Source organism: Yersinia sp. 2542 StPb PI (genome assembly GCF_048593855.1).
GTDB classification, from domain to species: domain Bacteria; phylum Pseudomonadota; class Gammaproteobacteria; order Enterobacterales; family Enterobacteriaceae; genus Yersinia; species Yersinia enterocolitica_E.
Genome location: NZ_JAZGQA010000003.1, coordinates 18,337 through 36,916 on the forward strand (window position 1 = coordinate 18,337; position 18,580 = coordinate 36,916).

Sequence of the window (18,580 nt, forward strand, 5' to 3'; positions counted from 1 at the left end):
ACTCTCTGATTATTCTCGCATTTTCTAATTTTTGCGCGTACTGCTTTGACGCCTTGAACTTAAGATTTCACCGCGATTAAGGCAGTATTGAGCTGCTGCACAGCCTGCTGCGGAGTCTGCTCTGGATGGATAAAAAAGGAGTTCAGTACGTGGAAGAAGATCTCTTTGGTTTGTGCATCTGTCGCCATCGAATGCGCCATACTCGGCAGCAATTTACCCGAGGCCTCCGCCTGACGGAACGCCTTGCCTGACTGCTGCGCGCAGGAGTCAAAATCCTGCAAAGAAACATCCATTCGGGCGGGGATCGAGCCTTTTAGTTTATTAAACGTAACCTGAAACTGCTTATCCATCAGTACATCAGCCAAATGGCGCTGGCCCGATACCACGACTGGATTACCGTTTTGCTGCAAAATAGCAAAGCTGTCCGTGTTATAAATAAAATAGCCCTGAGTACCGGGAGCCAGCGCACACAAAAACGCTTGGCCGGGATTATCACCATCCTGCATCATCTCGCCTTTGGCCCAGTCGCCCATAATCATCATGGCAGCTTTACCACTGCGCAGCATTTCTACCGACTCATGCCACGGACGATTGGCGGCATCGGGGTCGATATAACCTTTAAGCTTGCGAAACTTTTCCAGCACTCGCACCATCTTCTCACTGGTGATGGCACTACTGCGCTGTTCCATAAACACCTGGCGGTAGAATTCCCCGCCTTCCATGCCTAACAGCAGATTCTCAAACACCGTGGCGTCCTGCCATGCCTGCCCGCCATGTGCCAATGGAATGTACCCGGCAGCTTGTAACTTATCGGCCGCGGCAAAAAACTCATCCCATGTGGTAGGTACGGCTAATTTCAATTTGGCGAAAGGTTTCGGGTTAATCCACATCCAATTGATACGATGTATGTTTACCGGTACGGCAACATACTCACCACGATATTTAATATTGGCTTTGATGGCGAGAGGCAAAGCCTGATCCCACTCAACGGTTTGCTCCGGCGTATAAGGGCTGGAGAGAAAGCCCAGTCTGGCCCACTCCTCAATGGCCTTACCTTCGAGTAACGCCGCCCCGGGCGGGTTACCGGCAATAGCACGCGTTTGCAATACACTGTATGCACTCTCTCCTGCACCACCAGCAACGGCAAAATCTTGCCAGTTATCCCCTTTTTCGGCCAGCGCCTGTTTTACCGATAATAGTGCCGCCTGCTCACTGGATGAAGTCCAATAATGCAGGACTTCAACGTTAACGGCAGTGGCATTGGTCGCGACCAACAGCAGAAAAATAAGAGATAGTGTCTTTAACATGCGTATTAGACTCAGTTATAACGTTGTAAACGGACTTCAACTATCAGCCCACTGGCGGGATGATTACGTAATGTCACTTCACCACCATGTGCTCTGGCAATGCTACGTGAGATAGCAAGCCCCAACCCACTGCCACGGTTATCCTGTTGCAAACGATAGTAAGGCTTAAATACTTTCTCCCACTGCTCCTCGAGAATTCCGGGGCCAAAATCACGGATAAACAGCATGATGTAATCTCGGTGATCTGACAGAATTATTTCTACTCGCTGCCCATAGTTCAGCCCATTCTCCACGATGTTATTAAGTAGGCGCTTAATCGCCAGAGGGCGGCCAAAGATCGGGCTGGCTTTACCGGAAACAGTAACATTGAGATAGGCGTCCATCGTTTGCCTTAGCAAATTCATGATATCTATGGACTCCATATTTTCATGTAAATCAGTATCCTTCATACTTTGCAGTGCGCCTTTGACCATCATTTCCAGGTCAGCGACATCCCGTTCAAATTTTTTCCCCAAAGTCTCATCTTCTAGCATTTCTACCCGCAACCGTAGGCGGGTTAGCGGGGTTTTCAAGTCATGACTGATAGCGGTAAATAGCATCTCACGATTATGCAGGTAAGCGCGCAGACGGCTTTGCATTTGATTGAAAGAACGGGTCGCGGTAACCAATTCTGCACTGCCTTCCTCTGGCAATGGTTCGCTGTCCAGTGAACTGTTGAGTTCAAGTGCGCCATGGGCTAGCCGTGCTAATGGTTTCAGCTCACGCCGAATCAGCCACCAGGTAAAAAGTAAAACCAGAAGCAAGCTACACAGGGTAAAGCCGACCTGACGCAAGCTAAACAGCGGGCTTTCTAACTGATCATAAGGCGGTGGCAGTGGTGCTGCCAGAAACAGCCATTCATTGGAATTCAGTTGTAACTGAATGACTAATACTGGCGCATCTTTATGGGATGTAGTGATACCAAAACGTACCCAGGCAGGGGGGAGATTATCAACCAGAACTCCGGCGTTAAAAACTTTCAGTTGATCTGCGGGTGTCAGGGAGATAATCGCCGCCTGCCGTTCCCCTAATTGTGTTCGCAGTTCTTGTTTTGCCTGCGAGACCACGGTTCTGGCGGCCTGACTGTTCAGCAATTGCACTTCATCCAATACATGGTTATTGATCGAAATAAAAAACTGCGAGCCACCTAACGCCAATTGTTGTTGCAACACTAAATGGCGGTAGTTATACGGCAGAGATGACATAAAGTTGTAGCTAGTCAGCATCCCTTGCACCAGCCCTTTGATAGTACTTTCCAGACTGGCCTGATTGCGCAGACTAAACTGACGATACCAAATTGAACCAGAGATACTTTCTGCCAGCAGCAGGGCAATCACCAGCATGCACAGCATGCGGCTCAGAAGTGAACGCGGCCAGAGTGGCCGGAACATATCCTGTAGCCAACGGACATAACGGCCCGAATCAATATTCACGGGTAACATCACAACATAGCATGTAACCCTGATTACGCAGGGTACGCAGTAGTAAGCGCTGGCTATCTTGTAGACGCTGACGTAAGCGGCTGATTTGCACATCAATCCCCCGCTCCAAAGGGTTATTTTCCCGTCGGCGGGTTATCTCAGAGATTTGATCCCGGTCGAGGATCTGATTGGGATGACGTAAAAATAACGAGAGCAACGTAAATTCAATCCCCGACAACGGCTCACTCCGCTTTTGCGGATCAATAAGCTCCCGCCGGACTAAATCCAGTTTCCAGCCGTTAAAACACAAAAATCGTGCCTCAATGCCAGGGCTTTGCACAATTTGATTGCGACGTAATAACGCCTTAACTCGCGCCAGCAACTCGCGGGCACTGAACGGTTTAGCCAGATAATCATCTGCACCTAGCTCTAACCCAATCACTTTGTCACTTTCATCAGATGCCGCCGTCAGCATGATGATCGGCACTGCCGATACTTGCCGTGCTTTACGGCAGAGGGTGAAGCCGTCATCACCAGGCAACATGACATCCAAAATGACTAAATCCACAGACTCTTGCTTCAATGTTGCTAGCAAATGTTCACCATCAGGCAGCGAAAGCACACGAAAATTCGCTTTAGTGAAGTATTCCGTCAGTAAGCTGCGGATCTCTTCATCATCATCAATCACGAGCAAAGTATGAGGGGACATAATGGCGCTGACCTGAGTAAACGAGTGTCGCTAAAAGACAAGCAGTGTACCGCTATAACTCGGTACGCAGCTATATGCTACCAGGTATTAACTTCGTTCTGAGAGCTGCCTCAAAACTGTTATTCTGCTGTTTCTGCCATATGAAATCCAATGCGGGGAGCTTCGCATATTTACAGTTCAAAAGGTTTAAATGCAGGGGCTTTATTGCTTATTTAGCAAGAGTGTTATGCATTATCGTCCATTTTTCTCTCGCGTAAAAACCATTAGCATACTCAGCATTCCGGGTAGGCCGCAGTTTTGTGTTATTAGCCCCCGCTTCACAAGGATTATATCAATGAGTAACGTATTAATTATTAACGCCATGAAAGAGTTTGCGCACTCCAAAGGGGCGCTTAATCTCACGCTCACGAATGTCGCTGCCGACTTCCTACGTGAAAATGGTCATCAGGTGAAAATCACCACTGTTGATGAAGGCTATGATATTGAAAGTGAAATTGAAAAATATCTGTGGGCCGATACCGTTATTTATCAAATGCCCGGTTGGTGGATGGGTGAACCGTGGATCCTGAAAAAATATATTGATGACGTCTTTACCGCAGGTCACGGCAAACTGTATGCCAGTGATGGCCGTACCCGTTCTGATGCCACTAAAGGCTATGGTTCTGGCGGTTTGATTCAGGGTAAAACCTACATGCTGTCAGTCACCTGGAACGCACCACTTGCAGCGTTCAATGACCCGAAACAGTTCTTCCATGGGGTGGGCGTTGACGGTGTGTATCTGCATTTCCATAAAGCGAACCAATTCCTTGGTATGGAACCTCTGCCAACATTTATGTGTAATGATGTGATTAAACAACCAGACATTGAAGGTGACATCAGCCGTTACCGTCAGCATTTAGCCGAAAACTTTAACTATCAGGCCGTTTGATTTCCTATCAGAGATAAATAGAGGCAGTAATGATTACCGTTTTTGCAGAAATCAAAGTCAAACCAGGGCGCCGTCAGGCGGTATTGCAGGCAATTGAGAAGCTTATTCCGGCGGTACTGGCCGAGGAAGGTTGTGGCGGTTATGTGCCGATGGTTGACGTTCCCACCCAGCTTGACTGGCAAAAGAACTCGCCGGACTCTATTTTCATGCTGGAGAAGTGGCAAAGTGTGCATCATCTGGAGTTACATTTGCAGATGGAACATATGCATCAACACCGTGAAGTGATTAAGGATGATGTGTTGGATGTGAACATTCACATTTTAAATAACGCCTAATCAGCCTATCCCCAAAGTAATTGGAGTTGCAGGTAGGCAGCAAGCAAACGCATCCCGATGAGCTTACTCAAGTAAGTGATTCGGGTAAGTGCGCGCAGCTAACACCCCTGCAGCTTCAAGTACGAAGGGGATATCTGAGCCAATGACTCCCCTGCAACCGAATCTGCTCACTCACATAATCGAGAAAACAGGTAATCCGCGCAGCAAGTTGTGTATTGCGATAATACACTGCATTGATCGGTTGCCAGGTTTCCAGAGTTTGATCCGCCATGACTTCAACCAAACGCCCCGCCAGTTGATCTTCACGCGTCATAAAATCAGAGAGTTCGACGATCCCTTCACCCTGTAAAGCCAATAAACGCAGCGTTTCGCCGCTGGAAGCCGCTAAATTCGGGATAATCGACGAACGCCCGCCTGGCAAATGAGGTAGCGACCACTGATTAAGGAATTCCGGCTGTGTAAAACCCAACAGGCTGTGATCAGCCAGTTCATCAATAGTGTGCGGGGTACCGTGACATTGCAGATAGTCGGGACTGGCAAGAATACGCACCCGGCTGGCACCCAGCAAACGTGCATGAATAGTGGAGTCGCGCAAAGCACCAATGCGGATCGCGATATCAGTACGTTGCTCCAACAGATCGATATTAAGATCGTCGGTATTCAGTTCAAGAATGATTTGCGGATATAAGGCGCGAAAGCCGCTGATCATCGGCACGATAACGTGCTGCATAAAGGGGGCTGCTGCATTCACTCGCAACCTACCAGCAGGCTTCAGCCGCCGCAGAGCAATCTGTTCCTCAGCATCATCTACCGCGCCAAGAATCTGGCGTGCATGGCTGAGAAACAGCTCGCCCTCTTCGGTCAATTCCAACCGACGGGTGGTGCGGCGTAGCAAAGTGGTCGCCAGCTTTTGCTCCAATCGGCTCAATGCACGGCTGATACCCGATGTGGTCTGGCTACGTTGCTCTGCCGCCGCGGTAATCGAGCCGCAGTCAACTACCGAGGTAAATGCCTGCAACTCTTCTAACGTCACTTTCATCGATCAAACCTCGATTTCAGCGGTATCCCCTTTCTCTTGCAGCCAATTGCGCCGATCTTCGGAACGCTTTTTCGCTAACAACATGTCCATCATTGCTAACGTTTTATCAATATCATCATCACCAATGGTCAATTGCACCAGACGACGGGTATTCGGATCGAGAGTCGTTTCACGTAACTGCAGCGGGTTCATTTCACCCAGCCCTTTAAACCGCTGAACGTTGGGTTTCCCGCGTTTGCGTTTCAGTTGTTCCAGAACACCAGCTTTCTCTTCTTCATCCAAGGCATAAAACACTTCTTTGCCTAAATCGATGCGATACAGTGGTGGCATCGCCACATAAACGTGACCGTTGCGCACCAACGCCCGGAAGTGGCGCACAAACAGTGCGCACAGCAGAGTAGCAATATGTAGACCATCGGAGTCCGCATCCGCCAGGATACAAATTTTGCCATAACGAAGTTGGCTCAAATCTTCACTATCTGGATCAATACCAATAGCTACCGAGATGTCGTGTACTTCCTGCGAGGCCAGCACTTCATCTGACGAAACCTCCCAGGTATTCAGGATCTTGCCTTTCAGCGGCATGATTGCCTGATATTCACGATCACGTGCTTGTTTGGCCGAACCGCCTGCGGAATCCCCCTCCACCAAGAACAATTCGGTCATGCTCAGATCCTGCGAAGTACAATCCGCCAGTTTACCGGGCAATGCCGGACCGCTGGTCAGCTTCTTACGCACCACTTTTTTCGCCGCACGCATACGGCGCTGAGCACTGGATATGGCCAATTCAGCCAGTTGTTCTGCCGCTTGTATATTCTGATTCAACCATAGGCTGAAGGCATCTTTTACCACACCGGACACAAAAGCAGCGCACTGACGTGAGGAGAGCCGCTCTTTCGTCTGGCCGGCAAATTGTGGGTCCTGCATTTTTACTGACAACACATAAGCACAGCGTTCCCAGATATCATCGGCCGAAAGTTTGACACCACGGGGCAAAATATTGCGGTATTCGCAGAAATCGCGCATGGCATCCAGCAAACCCTGACGCAAACCGTTGACGTGAGTTCCGCCCTGCATGGTGGGGATCAGGTTGACGTAGCTTTCTGTCAACAGTTCACCGCCTTCTGGCAACCACAACAGCGCCCAATCAATCGCTTCAGTATCACCGGCAAAAGAGCCGACAAACGGTGCTTCTGGCAGGGTAATCAAGCCATCAACAGCTTCCATCAGATAATCGGTCAGGCCATCGGCATAGCACCAACGCTGCTCGGTATTATTCACCAGATCTTTAAAGACGATTTCTACGCCGGGGCACAACACGGCTTTCGCTTTCAGCAAATGGGATAAACGCGAAACCGAGAAACGTGGGCTATCGAAGAATGAGACATCCGGCCAGAAATGCACGCTGGTACCGGTATTGCGCTTACCGCATGTCCCGATAACTTGTAGTTCCTGCACTTTATCGCCATTTTCAAAGGCAATACTGTAGATTTGGCTATCACGGCGCACCGTGACCTCTACCCGCTTGGATAAAGCATTCACAACTGAAATGCCTACACCGTGCAAACCACCAGAGAACTGATAGTTTTTATTCGAGAATTTGCCGCCTGCGTGTAACCGACACATAATCAGTTCAACGGCGGGCACACCTTCTTCTGGATGGATATCAACAGGCATACCACGGCCATCATCAGTCACTTCCAGCGATTGATCGGCGTGCAGAATAACGTCAATACGCCGGGCGTGGCCCGCCAGCGCCTCATCGACGCTGTTATCAATCACCTCTTGACCAAGGTGGTTTGGCCGCGTGGTATCCGTATACATGCCCGGACGACGACGCACTGGTTCTAAACCGCTGAGTACTTCAATGGCATCAGCGTTATAGCTGGATTCAGTCATGGTTGATTAATATTCGGCTAATGGTTGGAAGGCTGGCGGTGACATGCCCGGTGGGCCATCTCGGCCCCAGTGCAATACCCACTGTAGTAACGATACCCAACGGTAGTAATACCAACATTGTAGTAATACCAAACCTACTGTATCGGTGGCACATATACGGCCTGTTATCAGGCAGTCGCTAGCCCTAAAAAAGTTACAATCGGGGAGAAATAGTGATCAAAGCCAACAAAGGCATGATTTCCACCTGATTCTACTGTTTGCCGGCAAGGGGTGTAATAAGCAACCGCTTGACGGTAATCGAGGATCTCATCCCCGGTTTGTTGCAATAACCAGAGTAAATCTGGGGATTCCAACTTTTCAATTTGCATGACCTTCAGGTCGTAAATATGTCGAGACTCTAACACATATTGTTGACCTGTGTAGGGGTTCTCATTCTCGCCCAGATAATCACTGAGCAGCTCAAAAGGCCGCACTGCCGGGTTAACAACCACCGCAGGTATGCTGAAACGCTGGGAAAGCCAGGTAGCAAAATAGCCGCCCAAGGAAGAACCAACAATACCAATAGATTGCCCAGCTTTATCCATCACAATGTTTTCCAACATTTCTGCTGCTTGTGCCGGATACGGCGGTAATTGCGGTGTCAGCATCTCAATATGAGGATGGTGCTGCTGCAACCAACTTTTAAAGGTGGTTGCTTTGAGCGAACTGGGGGAGCTATTAAAGCCGTGAATATAAAGAAGCGTACTCATCAATAACCATCCGAGTCCATGTCCGGGCAGAACTCATCACTGGCTAACCGACGAACCTCAGTTTCAAGTATTCCATCAGGCAGTAAGTCGAGGTAGCGCCATCCCGGGGCCACAGTATCAAGCGTAAAATTAGTACAGTGCGGTTTGAATTGCACACAAGTAGAAGGGCTGGCCAGCAGCCGTTTACCATACCAATCGAGATCCAAATCTTGATGGATATGGCCACACAATAAGGTGGTAACACGCGGATAACGAACCAGCACTGCCGCCAACATATGCGCATTACGCAGACTGTGTTGGTCAAGCCAAGTGCAGCCGGATGGCATTGGGTGATGATGCAATAAAATCAGCGTATAGCGTTCTGGGTAAGCCACCAGACAACGCTCCATCCACTCCAACTGATAATCGCTCAGTTCACCATAAGGAACGCCGAATACCTGACTGTCCAATAACAGAATTTGCCAGTTATCACCAACCAGAACCTGCTTCGAAGGCGCAATGCCTGAATCCGCCAGGGCATCTACCATCGCCGGTTGAAAATCGTGATTACCGGGTAGCCAGACGCAAGGCGCTGGCAAACGGGAAATACCCTTGGCAAAATTCTGATAGGCAGCAACTGAATGGTCCTGCGCCAAATCACCGGTTGCAACAATCAGATCGAACGGATGTTGCTCAGCAATAATCGCATCCAACACAGCGCGATAACTGTGGGACGTATTCACACCCAGCAAGGTCTCATGTTCACCTGCGAAGAGGTGGGTATCTGTTATTTGTAAAATTCTGACTTTGGCCCCACTCGCCATAGGCAGTTTAAACAGGCTTTCCAAATGGTGTCCTTGTTTTTGCACCCTTCCCAACCAGAATTATCACGATTCTTCACTCTCTGTAGGCAAGGTTATAAGTCTGTCTAACAAACCGGAACTGCCACCGCTCCATGCGCCAAACAATAGCGCAACCAGTCAGCAAGAAACTGGTTAATTTGATGCTTTTCGTCCCGCTGATGCAACTTTTTATTCGGATAATCATAACTTGCTTTGAAGCGGTAGATCTGCTGACTGGCACACACTTCCGCGACCTGTGCATCATGATAAAGCCGCACCACCATCGATGGCAGGCTCCAGTGACTCACCGCAGGCTCGGTTTGCACAATCTCTACTACCGAAGTGTAGCGGGTTGACTCAATAATTGTCAGCCTATAACTGCCGCCATTAACCTGATAAGCCACGTTTTCGCCCACTTCATCGACGCGAGGTATCAAACGACGCAATTGTGCGAAGTTAGTTTCACATATCCGCATCATCTCAGGGAAATCAGGTGTATAGCGCTTACTCATTATTTTTTCTCTTTATCTATACTCTAAATAATTCGAGTTGCAGGAAGGCGGCAAGCGATATAATCCCGATGAGTTGACGCCAGTCAATGATTCGGGTTATTGAGTGTAGCCAACGCACCAGCAGCTTGAAGTATGACGAGTATCTTTATGACTGCCATTCTGCTCTCAGCGATTGATGGTGCAACGCCAACCATTGTAATGCAATGATTGAGGCTGCGTTATCAATAGCACCTTCTTCAACCCAACGACAAGCTTGTTCACGACTAACAACATGCACTCGAATATCTTCATTTTCGTCAGCCAAGCCATGAATACCCTTCGCCGTTGTCGCATCAACTTCGCCCACCATAATAGACAAACGTTCGCTGGTGCCCCCGGGGCTGGCTAAATAGCTGAGCACCGGCTTACAGCGGCCAATGTCAATTCCGGCTTCCTCCTGCGCCTCGCGACGGGCGACCGCTTCAACGGTTTCACCCTCTTCAATCATTCCGGCTACCATTTCTAATAACCAAGGTGACGGGCTACTGTCAATGGCGGCAATCCGTAATTGCTCAACCAATACCACTTCATCACGCACCGGATCATAGGGTAACAACACCGCAGCATGGCCACGCTCGAAAATTTCACGCTTAACTTCACCACTCATTTCACCGTTAAACAGGCGGTGGCGGAATCGGTATAAATTCAGTGAAAAAAAACCACTGTAAAGTGTTTCACGTGCAATAATTTCCACATCATTCTTGTCAAAGGTCACCGGTGAAGATTGTACTGACGTCATTAACTGTTCTCCTTACTTAAGTATCCAAGCTTAATTGTGATTTTTGATGACAGCCAAACTACACAGGCTATACCCTAAATAATTAGAGTTGCAGGAAGGCGGCAATTGAGCGACAAATTGGTTGTAAACCATTTTGCACAGCGCCTGCGTGGCCCGTAGGGTGAGGCTCATAATCCCCCATGAGCTTACATAAGTAAGTGACTGGGGTTAACGAAAGCAGCTAACGCACATGCAGCTTGCAGTATGACGGGTATACAGGATTTTAAAATAGCAGGCATAGAGTTAGCTGATAGAAATGATTTTGATAAAGATTATTTGACCAAGATAGCTCGATACAGATGAGTTGTCTGAATACTCATTTAGCTTTGTGATAGATTTAAGTAAATTAAGGCGAGATGGCACAATCAGCCACCTTATCCCATTGGCAGACTCTGATAGAATCGGCAACAATATCGTCTATCGACAGCTACCATAGTAAAATTGCCGCACAAATGCTGCACAACAAGGACTGCAAATGAAGAAACTGCTCCCCCTTCTTATCGGGCTGAGTCTGGCTGGTTTCAGTACCATGAGCCAGGCAGAGAACTTGCTGCAAGTTTATAAGCAAGCCAGGGATAGTAACCCGGATTTACGCAAATCGGCTGCTGACCGCGATGCTGCATATGAAAAAATTAATCAAGCGCGCAGCCCGCTGTTACCACAGCTCGGTTTGGGTGCAGGTTACAGCCATACTAATGGTTTCCGTGATGCATCCGATAGCCCGGATAGCAACGCGACATCAGGCTCCCTGCAACTGACTCAAACTATTTTTGATATGTCTAAATGGCGCGCCCTGACCTTACAGGAAAAGGCGGCGGGTATTCAGGATGTCACATTCCAGACCGACGAACAGGCACTGATCCTGAACACGGCAACAGCCTATTTCAACGTACTCAGAGCGATTGATAGCCTGTCTTACACCGAAGCACAGAAGCAATCGGTCTATCGCCAGTTGGACCAAACGACCCAGCGGTTTAATGTAGGTTTAGTCGCAATTACCGATGTGCAAAACGCCCGTGCCAGCTACGATACCGTGTTAGCAGCAGAAGTGACTGCCCGTAACAATTTGGATAATGCGTTGGAAAACCTGCGCCAGATCACCGGTGTTTATTATCCTGAATTGGCATCACTGAATGTGAGTCGCTTGAAGACTGAGCGCCCACAAGCAGTTACTAACTTATTGAAAGAAGCTGAAAAACGTAACCTTGCTTTGCTTTCTGCCCGTTTGAGCCAAGATTTGGCTCGTGAGCAAATTAAGTCAGCAGAAACCGGTTATATGCCGACGGTCGATTTGACCGCCTCATCTTCTGTAACCAATACGCGTTACAGTGGGGGGTCACCAACCAGCCAGCAAGTAAATAATGATGCTGGGCAAAACCAAATTGGTGTGCAACTGAGTTTGCCACTGTATAGCGGCGGGGCCACCAATTCTGCGGTGAAACAAGCACAGTACAATTTCGTCGGTGCCAGTGAACAGCTAGAAAGTGCGCACCGTAGTGTGGTGCAAACTGTACGCTCCTCATTCAATAATATTTCAGCCTCCATCAGTAGTATCAAGGCTTATGAGCAGGTGGTCATTTCCAACCAAAGTTCATTAGATGCCATGGAAGCCGGATACCAGGTGGGTACCCGTACTATTCTGGATGTATTGACTGCAACGACTAACTTGTATCAATCCAAACAGCAATTAGCTGACGCGCGTTATAACTATCTGATTAATCAGTTAAACATCCAATCCGCGTTGGGGACATTGAATATGGACGATCTGATGCAACTGAATGGCGTATTGGACAAGCCAGTGCCAACTTCAGCCACCAGCCTCGCACCGGACAATGCCAACCAGAATGCTTATGCTGATGGCGAAAGTGCTCAATCAGCACCGCGTGCTACTTCTGTAAGCCAACCAGCTACCGCAGCACCAACAGCGGCGCGTAGTGGCAATCCATTCCGTAACTGATTTTTACGGACTCGGACTCTCCGGGTGCAGCATCAGGCTGTGCCCGGTTTCTATGCCCTACGTCTTCGCTGCCAAGCACTTTTTGCCAATGAAAAAAGCGAAGCTACTCGCAGCATTTCGTATAGCTTTGTAAAGTCTGCCGCTGGCAAGCCCCTACGCTTTAATTTCGTACATCTTTCCCCTATTCTAGAGCGTACTTACTGGGAAAGGGCACAAAAGCCCTGAAATGAGACAAATAATGATGAAACGGACTCAAAACATCAATCAAGAGACTTTCCGTAAATCCTGGCGCAATTACCGTCTTGCGCCCGTAGCTTTAGCTGTCAGTGCTGTATTTATGCTGGCTGGCTGTGAAAAAACCGATGAAACCGTCTCTTTGTATCAAAATGCTGATGATTGCTCTCAGGCGAATCCGTCCAAGAGCGCGGAATGTACCACCGCTTACAACACGGCATTACAAGAAGCGGCTAAAACTGCACCAAAATATGCGACCCGTGAAGACTGTGTGGCAGAGTTTGGTGAATCTCAGTGTACTCAGGCTCCTGCTCAAGCTGGCATGGTACCAACATCTTCATCATCTTCTGGCGAAACCACGGCGGCCGCACCACAACAAAGTGGCAGTATGTGGATGCCATTAATGGCCGGTTATATGATGGGTCGGATGATGGGCGGTGGTGCAAGCCAGCCACTATTCACGTCGAAAGCGCCAAATAGCCCAGCGAATGGCAAGTTTGTTGATGCGACAGGCAAAAACTTTGGTTCAGCCACCACTGGCCGCACCATGAATGTGCCAAGAACCGCTATGGCACCCAAACCTGCGGTAACCAACACTATCACTCGTGGTGGCTTTGGTGAGTCCGTAGCTAAGCAGTCTTCTATGCAACGTAGTGCCGCGACATCATCTAAAACCAGCACACGCAGCATGGGTGGTTAAGGTCTGATTAATGAAACGTTTAGCGATTAGCGAACGCCCAGACTGGCGCGAGAAAGCCACTGAATTCGGTTTCCGTTTCCACACCATGTATGGCGAGCCGTACTGGTGTGAGGATGCGTATTACGAATTCACACTGGCACAGATTGAAGAGCTGGAAGAAACTACCGCAGAATTGCATCAGATGTGTCTGCAAGTGGTTGAGAAAGTGGTGAATAGCGATCAACTGATGGCAAAATTCCGCATTCCAAAACACTGTTGGGATTTTGTTCGTAGCTCATGGAAAACTCATCAGCCATCGCTCTATTCTCGCCTTGATCTGGCCTATGACGGCATAAATCCAGCAAAACTGCTGGAAAACAATGCGGACACCCCAACGTCATTGTATGAAGCCGCCTTTTTCCAATGGTTATGGTTGGAAGATCAAATCAACGCAGGCAATTTGAGTCAGGATTCTGATCAATACAACAGCATGCAAGAGAAGTTGATTGAGCGCTTTGTCGACCTGCGTGATAACCATGGTTTTAGCTTACTGCATCTGGCCTGCTGTCAGGACAGTGAAGAAGATCGTGGTACGGTGCAATATTTGCAAGATTGCGCGCTGGAAGCAGGTCTGCCAAGTGAATTCATGTTTATGGAAGAGATCGGCTTAGGAGAGAAAGGCCAATTTACTGACCTGGATAATCAGGTTATCAGTAATTTGTTCAAACTCTATCCGTGGGAGTTTATGTTCCGCGAAATGTTTTCAACCAAGTTGGAAGATGCTGGTGTACGCTGGCTGGAACCCGCCTGGAAAAGCATTATCTCCAATAAAGCCTTGCTGCCGTTGCTGTGGGAGATGTTCCCAAATCACCCTAACCTGTTGCCTGCTTATTTCGCCGAAGATGACCATCCAAAGATGGATCATTATGTCACCAAGCCGCTGTTCTCACGGGAAGGTGCCAATATCCAGATTGTGGAAAACGGCAAAGAAGTTGCCCGAGTTGATGGGCCATATGGTGAAGAAGGCATGATTGTGCAGCAATTTCATCCGCTGCCTAAGTTCGGCGACAGCTATACTCTGATAGGTAGCTGGCTGGTGAATGATCAACCCTGTGGCATTGGTTTGCGTGAAGACAGAGAACTGATTACCCAAGATCTGTCGCGTTTTTACCCGCATATTATTTTGGGCTAAGGCTGCGCATAACTTAAGGGAAAGCACTCGCTTTCCCTCAGACTGCTGACAAGGTCAAATGAAGGGGAAACACTCCGTTGGCGCCACTTTTAGTTTCAAATACAAGTGCGTAAACCGTAGGAGTGGTCAACCCTTGGCTCGCTGACTTTATCAGTTCAAACCTTTCTTTTTATAACGTCGAACTATCCAATTCTTACCGACAACATACTGAGCGATCCCATCTCAATCCCATCAGTGGGAATCGAAATCGGCTCGACGCCGTCCCAGCTCCCCAACACATACAAAAGTGGCAGATAATGCTCTGGTGACGGATTAGATAGCGCAGCCCCTTCATGTTGCATAAAGTTTACTAAAGGATGGTTATCACCTTGATAATTAAGGTTATCTCGCACAAATTGATTGAAAGATTCAGCCCAAGGATACGGACTGCTATCACCCTGCCATCTAACCATACGCAAGTTATGCACGACGTTTCCGCTGGCGACAATCATCACGCCCTGCTCCCGCAGCACTGCCAGCTTGCGACCTAACTCATAGTGATAAGCCGCCGGTTGCGTACCATCAATGCTCAATTGCACCACCGGAATATCAGCCTCAGGGTACATTTTAATCAATACCCCCCAGCTACCATGGTCCAATCCCCATTCACTGGTATCAGCTCGCACAGCGATAGGTGCCAATAATTGCTGAACTTGTGCTGCCAGTTCCGGTGACCCCGGCGCTGGATATTCGGTATCAAATAACGCCTGAGGGAATCCACCAAAATCATGGATAGTCCGAGGTTGCTCCATTGCCGTCACTGCGGTACCACGGGTATACCAGTGGGCGGAGACGGCCAGAATTGCCTTAGGACGCGGTAAGGTCTCACCCAACGTACGCCATGCCTGAGTGTGACTGTTTTCTTCCAGCACGTTCATCGGGCTACCGTGGCCGAGAAACAGTGCAGGCATACGAGAGCTGTTCATAAGAAATCCTTACTGTTAAGAGAAAAAATGGCGCTTGAAATCATAAGAAATACATTACGCGCTTTTTTTTCATTACACAGCCAGATAACAGTGATGAAGATATTCAATAAAATTGAATGGGGAAAGTCAGAGAAGGGTTAACTTAGGGGTCAAGACATTATAGGAAATAACCGGGCCGCACTCTATTCAGGAAAATAGAGGCAACCCGGTGTTTAAACCAACACGATCAGCAGGCAATATCCATTGATATCGCCACTCTATTAGCTGGCTTTTCTTGCCTGAGACTGGAGGTAATCAGCCAGGTCATCAATTGTCACTACCGGCATATCATGCAATTTAGCGAACTCAATAACCTCTGGCGCATGGGCCATACTGCCATCGTCATTAGTCAGTTCACACAACACACCTGCTGGCTTGTAGCCCGCCAGTGTTGCCAAATCGATAGAGGCTTCGGTATGACCACGACGCGATAATACACCGCCTACCTGACCACGCAGCGGGAATACATGGCCCGGGCGGTTAAGATCAGCAGGTTTAGCGTTGTCAGCAATGGCCGCACGAATAGTCGTCAAACGGTCAGCCGCAGAAACGCCGGTCGTAACACCTTTAGCCGCTTCAATTGTCACGGTAAATGCCGTCTGGAACTGGCTGGAATTATTGGTCACCATCATCGGTAAATCAAGTTGCTGGCGGCGCTCGTCAGTGATACACAGACACACAATGCCACTACCGTGGCGGATGGTCAGTGCCATTTGTTCAACAGTCATTGCTTCAGCTGCAAAGACGATATCACCTTCGTTTTCTCGACTTTCGTCGTCTAACACCATAACGCCACGGCCATTACGCAGCGCGTCGACAGCACGTTCTACACGCTCAACAGGCGTGCCAAAATCTGATAGAAGGGTCTGATTCATGGTAAGAAACCTCATTAAAATTATGGATTACCAGAATCAGGGCGGTCTTGAGGAGTAAAAGGCCACTCTTTCATATATAACATTGCTTCATATATAAATAGAAATAGCCGAAATAACGCAAGCGAGCTATAAGCCCGGCAGATACCGTTACTCTCTCCCATCCGGACTATAACCGTCGGCCCCGGAATCACACCGGGTCTGCTGACCTCTACCTTGCCCTCTTTAACAAGAGAAACAACGTGAGCGCTCGCGGGCTTTTGCACCACGACACAGATATGCCGCACCACAATTTACCGCCGGTGGGGACTTGCACCCCGCCCTGAGAATAAGCCCTATGACTATAGCGCTATTGATTCGTCTGGGCAATTACCAAAATGTAGATGTTTGGAGGTTTATACAATCAACGTGAGGCATTACACTAATAAGCAGTAATCCACATCTCATTAGGGAAATATCATGATTGACCCGAAAAAAATTGAACAAATCGCCCGCCAGGTGCATGAGTCTATGCCGAAAGGAATTCGCGAATTCGGGGAAGACGTCGAAAAGAAAATTCGTCTGGTGCTGCAATCGCAATTAACACGACTGGATTTGGTTAATCGTGAAGAGTTCGATGTACAAACTCAAGTGTTGCTACGCACCAGAGAAAAACTGGCGTTACTGGAACAACGCGTGACAGAGCTGGAAGCCAAATTCAACAACGTCCCAGCCGTTATTGATGATAACAGCAGTGATGACAAAACCGGCGAGTAACGCTTGGTCGCATGTCAGTAGTGATAATCAGGGCGCAGTTCGATATCGCGCCCTGAGTTTACGAGGATATCGCCGCTGGTCGCATTCTGGAAAGCAGCACCCACAAGAGGAAAAACATCAGTAAAGCGTATAAGCTTTTCCAACCTATCATCACCAGCAATACACAACACAGAATACTGCCAATCACCGACATCACCCGCGAGCGCCCGCTCAATAGGCGAATCCCCGCCAGCATACAGAGCAAGTAAATCAGCACAAAAATGCCATTGGCATACACAATCAGTAGGTCCAGTGGCAGCGATAGCCAATAAATAAGTAACGCAAATACCAGGCAACTCCCCACCACGGCAGTAAGTGCATTAACTGGCGTTTGCCCGGCAGAAAGCTGCGCAAGTTTGCTTTCAGGCCGAACCTGAGCCTGTGACCACACCATGCGGGCAAAACTCTGGGTATAAATATTGACGCTGGCAAAACAGGCCAGATAGCCAATAATGCACGCTATCCACAGTGCATGCTGACCAAAAAGTTGCACCACAATGCCCGGCAACGACGCCGCAGCCGCTTGTTGTTCGCCATAGGCATGGAAATGCAACACCGCCACGGTACAGCCCCAATACACGGCACCTGCGACGAGTAAGCCAACGATTAGTGCGCGTGGAAAATCACGTTCAGGATGGCGGAATTCTGTTGCCAAATGTGCAAAGGCTTCTAATCCGACAAAACACCAGAACATTACGGCCAACGCGCTGAACATATTCGGAGGGGAAATATCTTGTAGCTCTGGCCAGGGTATCTGTGATGGTTGAATCGCCCCCTGCCACCAAATAGCCACCACCAGCGCAATGACCAGTAATGCTATCAATGTCTGTACATTAGCGCTGGAGCCCGCGCTACGTGTGCCCAGCAGCCAAATAACCAACAAAGTGACCAGTTGCACCATCAACAACCCAGTATCACTCCAGCCAAATGTCGCCTGCCAGAAACCGGCAGCTATTTGCAAGGCGGCGGGTAAACCTACCGGAATAACAGACAAAAATAGCCAACCAGTGACATTCCCCAACTTCGGGCCAAAGGCCATTGTCACAAAGTGGGCCGCCCCTGCGGCACTAGGGAAATGGCGGCCTAGCGCAGCAAACGCGATAGCAATCGGGAAAACCAGTATAATCAATACCGGCCAGGCCCATAGACTGTCGTCTCCGGCCAGCATCGCCGCCAGTGCTGGAACCGCAAAAACGCCCGTTCCCAGCAGTGAGGTGGACAGCAACCCGACTCCCTGTGCCAGACTCAACTCCTGTTTTAGTCCATTCACC

18 protein-coding genes and 1 riboswitch are annotated in these 18,580 nt (G+C 48.8%); of the genes, 6 read left to right on the forward strand and 12 right to left on the reverse strand.

Annotated elements, in window-relative coordinates; translation table 11 throughout:
- Positions 1 to 59: 59 nt before the first annotated feature.
- From V1952_RS01095 to V1952_RS01105, 3 genes are read right to left on the reverse strand one after another with little or no spacing between them, the layout of a single operon-like run.
- Positions 60 to 1,307, reverse strand: a complete 1,248-nt coding sequence (locus tag V1952_RS01095; protein WP_420074217.1) for an ABC transporter substrate-binding protein — start codon at positions 1,305 to 1,307, stop codon at positions 60 to 62.
- A gap of 11 nt (positions 1,308 to 1,318) precedes the next feature.
- Complete coding sequence (locus V1952_RS01100; protein WP_227746580.1) at positions 1,319 to 2,788, reverse strand: ATP-binding protein; 1,470 nt, start codon at positions 2,786 to 2,788, stop codon at positions 1,319 to 1,321.
- Positions 2,769 to 3,476 carry a response regulator gene (locus tag V1952_RS01105; protein WP_420074218.1) on the reverse strand — a complete coding sequence of 236 codons (708 nt, stop codon included), beginning with the start codon at positions 3,474 to 3,476 and terminating at the stop codon, positions 2,769 to 2,771. The genes V1952_RS01100 and V1952_RS01105 overlap by 20 nt, the downstream gene beginning before the upstream one ends.
- Before the next feature lie 334 nt (positions 3,477 to 3,810).
- On the opposite strand from V1952_RS01105, the gene V1952_RS01110 reads away from it, so the two are divergent.
- On the forward strand, positions 3,811 to 4,404 hold the full coding sequence (locus V1952_RS01110) for an NAD(P)H-dependent oxidoreductase (protein ID WP_420070744.1): 594 nt from the start codon (positions 3,811 to 3,813) through the stop codon (positions 4,402 to 4,404).
- Between the two features lie 29 nt (positions 4,405 to 4,433).
- Positions 4,434 to 4,739, forward strand: coding sequence for a putative quinol monooxygenase (locus V1952_RS01115; protein ID WP_005188293.1), 306 nt, complete (start codon positions 4,434 to 4,436; stop codon positions 4,737 to 4,739).
- Positions 4,740 to 4,854: 115 nt separating this feature from the next.
- Here V1952_RS01115 and V1952_RS01120 read toward each other — a convergent pair whose 3' ends face one another.
- The 6 genes from V1952_RS01120 to nudF all read right to left on the reverse strand — a co-directional run bounded on the left by V1952_RS01120 (position 4,855) and on the right by nudF (position 10,537).
- Positions 4,855 to 5,778 carry a LysR substrate-binding domain-containing protein gene (locus V1952_RS01120; RefSeq protein WP_372560486.1) on the reverse strand — a complete coding sequence of 308 codons (924 nt, stop codon included), beginning with the start codon at positions 5,776 to 5,778 and terminating at the stop codon, positions 4,855 to 4,857.
- Between the two features lie 3 nt (positions 5,779 to 5,781).
- Positions 5,782 to 7,677 (reverse strand): DNA topoisomerase IV subunit B, encoded by a 1,896-nt coding sequence (gene parE, locus V1952_RS01125; protein WP_372560485.1) that lies wholly within the window; start codon positions 7,675 to 7,677, stop codon positions 5,782 to 5,784.
- Positions 7,678 to 7,844: 167 nt separating this feature from the next.
- The gene (yqiA, locus tag V1952_RS01130; RefSeq protein ID WP_372560484.1) at positions 7,845 to 8,426 is read right to left on the reverse strand and encodes an esterase YqiA; all 582 of its coding nucleotides are present in this window, start codon (positions 8,424 to 8,426) and stop codon (positions 7,845 to 7,847) included.
- Positions 8,426 to 9,253, reverse strand: a complete 828-nt coding sequence (gene cpdA, locus V1952_RS01135) for a 3',5'-cyclic-AMP phosphodiesterase (RefSeq protein ID WP_372560696.1) — start codon at positions 9,251 to 9,253, stop codon at positions 8,426 to 8,428. The genes yqiA and cpdA overlap by 1 nt, the downstream gene beginning before the upstream one ends.
- Before the next feature lie 80 nt (positions 9,254 to 9,333).
- Positions 9,334 to 9,759, reverse strand: a complete 426-nt coding sequence (locus V1952_RS01140; protein WP_050086674.1) for a DUF1249 family protein — start codon at positions 9,757 to 9,759, stop codon at positions 9,334 to 9,336.
- Between the two features lie 145 nt (positions 9,760 to 9,904).
- Positions 9,905 to 10,537 (reverse strand): ADP-ribose diphosphatase, encoded by a 633-nt coding sequence (gene nudF / locus V1952_RS01145; RefSeq protein WP_083162382.1) that lies wholly within the window; start codon positions 10,535 to 10,537, stop codon positions 9,905 to 9,907.
- A gap of 514 nt (positions 10,538 to 11,051) precedes the next feature.
- Between nudF and tolC the strand changes: the two genes are divergently transcribed.
- The 3 genes from tolC (at position 11,052) to V1952_RS01160 (ending at position 14,638) form a co-directional block, all read left to right on the forward strand.
- Positions 11,052 to 12,533, forward strand: coding sequence for an outer membrane channel protein TolC (gene tolC, locus V1952_RS01150; RefSeq protein WP_372560483.1), 1,482 nt, complete (start codon positions 11,052 to 11,054; stop codon positions 12,531 to 12,533).
- A 241-nt stretch (positions 12,534 to 12,774) separates the two neighbouring features.
- Positions 12,775 to 13,467, forward strand: coding sequence for a DUF1190 family protein (locus V1952_RS01155; protein ID WP_083164047.1), 693 nt, complete (start codon positions 12,775 to 12,777; stop codon positions 13,465 to 13,467).
- Between the two features lie 10 nt (positions 13,468 to 13,477).
- A complete protein-coding gene (locus tag V1952_RS01160) occupies positions 13,478 to 14,638 on the forward strand; it encodes a glutathionylspermidine synthase family protein (RefSeq protein ID WP_420074219.1) in 1,161 nt (386 codons plus the stop codon).
- Positions 14,639 to 14,820: 182 nt separating this feature from the next.
- Here the strand turns inward: V1952_RS01160 and ygiD are convergent, their stop codons facing one another.
- Positions 14,821 to 15,603 carry a 4,5-DOPA dioxygenase extradiol gene (gene ygiD / locus V1952_RS01165; RefSeq protein WP_420074220.1) on the reverse strand — a complete coding sequence of 261 codons (783 nt, stop codon included), beginning with the start codon at positions 15,601 to 15,603 and terminating at the stop codon, positions 14,821 to 14,823.
- 260 nt (positions 15,604 to 15,863) lie between these two features.
- Positions 15,864 to 16,517, reverse strand: coding sequence for a 3,4-dihydroxy-2-butanone-4-phosphate synthase (gene ribB / locus V1952_RS01170; protein ID WP_083162378.1), 654 nt, complete (start codon positions 16,515 to 16,517; stop codon positions 15,864 to 15,866).
- A gap of 145 nt (positions 16,518 to 16,662) precedes the next feature.
- A riboswitch (FMN riboswitch) is annotated at positions 16,663 to 16,848 on the reverse strand.
- A gap of 125 nt (positions 16,849 to 16,973) precedes the next feature.
- Here ribB and ubiK point away from each other — a divergent pair.
- Positions 16,974 to 17,270: a ubiquinone biosynthesis accessory factor UbiK gene (ubiK, locus tag V1952_RS01175; RefSeq protein WP_420074221.1), complete on the forward strand. Its 297-nt coding sequence runs from the start codon at positions 16,974 to 16,976 to the stop codon at positions 17,268 to 17,270.
- Between the two features lie 58 nt (positions 17,271 to 17,328).
- Here the strand turns inward: ubiK and yjeH are convergent, their stop codons facing one another.
- Positions 17,329 to 18,579: an L-methionine/branched-chain amino acid transporter gene (gene yjeH / locus V1952_RS01180; protein WP_372560481.1), complete on the reverse strand. Its 1,251-nt coding sequence runs from the start codon at positions 18,577 to 18,579 to the stop codon at positions 17,329 to 17,331.
- Position 18,580 lies beyond the last annotated feature (1 nt).

What these genes read in the sequence shown, in the direction of transcription:
- tolC (WP_372560483.1), top strand. Translation starts at nt 11,052, where the DNA reads ATGAAGAAACTGCTCCCCCTTCTTATCGGGCTGAGTCTGGCTGGTTTC.
- V1952_RS01095 (WP_420074217.1), bottom strand. Translation starts at nt 1,307, where the DNA reads ATGTTAAAGACACTATCTCTTATTTTTCTGCTGTTGGTCGCGACCAAT.
- yqiA (WP_372560484.1), bottom strand. Translation starts at nt 8,426, where the DNA reads ATGAGTACGCTTCTTTATATTCACGGCTTTAATAGCTCCCCCAGTTCG.
- V1952_RS01115 (WP_005188293.1), top strand. Translation starts at nt 4,434, where the DNA reads ATGATTACCGTTTTTGCAGAAATCAAAGTCAAACCAGGGCGCCGTCAG.
- nudF (WP_083162382.1), bottom strand. Translation starts at nt 10,537, where the DNA reads ATGACGTCAGTACAATCTTCACCGGTGACCTTTGACAAGAATGATGTG.
- V1952_RS01120 (WP_372560486.1), bottom strand. Translation starts at nt 5,778, where the DNA reads ATGAAAGTGACGTTAGAAGAGTTGCAGGCATTTACCTCGGTAGTTGAC.
- V1952_RS01105 (WP_420074218.1), bottom strand. Translation starts at nt 3,476, where the DNA reads ATGTCCCCTCATACTTTGCTCGTGATTGATGATGATGAAGAGATCCGC.
- V1952_RS01110 (WP_420070744.1), top strand. Translation starts at nt 3,811, where the DNA reads ATGAGTAACGTATTAATTATTAACGCCATGAAAGAGTTTGCGCACTCC.
- V1952_RS01100 (WP_227746580.1), bottom strand. Translation starts at nt 2,788, where the DNA reads ATGTTACCCGTGAATATTGATTCGGGCCGTTATGTCCGTTGGCTACAG.
- V1952_RS01160 (WP_420074219.1), top strand. Translation starts at nt 13,478, where the DNA reads ATGAAACGTTTAGCGATTAGCGAACGCCCAGACTGGCGCGAGAAAGCC.
- parE (WP_372560485.1), bottom strand. Translation starts at nt 7,677, where the DNA reads ATGACTGAATCCAGCTATAACGCTGATGCCATTGAAGTACTCAGCGGT.
- V1952_RS01155 (WP_083164047.1), top strand. Translation starts at nt 12,775, where the DNA reads ATGAAACGGACTCAAAACATCAATCAAGAGACTTTCCGTAAATCCTGG.
- V1952_RS01140 (WP_050086674.1), bottom strand. Translation starts at nt 9,759, where the DNA reads ATGAGTAAGCGCTATACACCTGATTTCCCTGAGATGATGCGGATATGT.
- ribB (WP_083162378.1), bottom strand. Translation starts at nt 16,517, where the DNA reads ATGAATCAGACCCTTCTATCAGATTTTGGCACGCCTGTTGAGCGTGTA.
- ygiD (WP_420074220.1), bottom strand. Translation starts at nt 15,603, where the DNA reads ATGAACAGCTCTCGTATGCCTGCACTGTTTCTCGGCCACGGTAGCCCG.
- ubiK (WP_420074221.1), top strand. Translation starts at nt 16,974, where the DNA reads ATGATTGACCCGAAAAAAATTGAACAAATCGCCCGCCAGGTGCATGAG.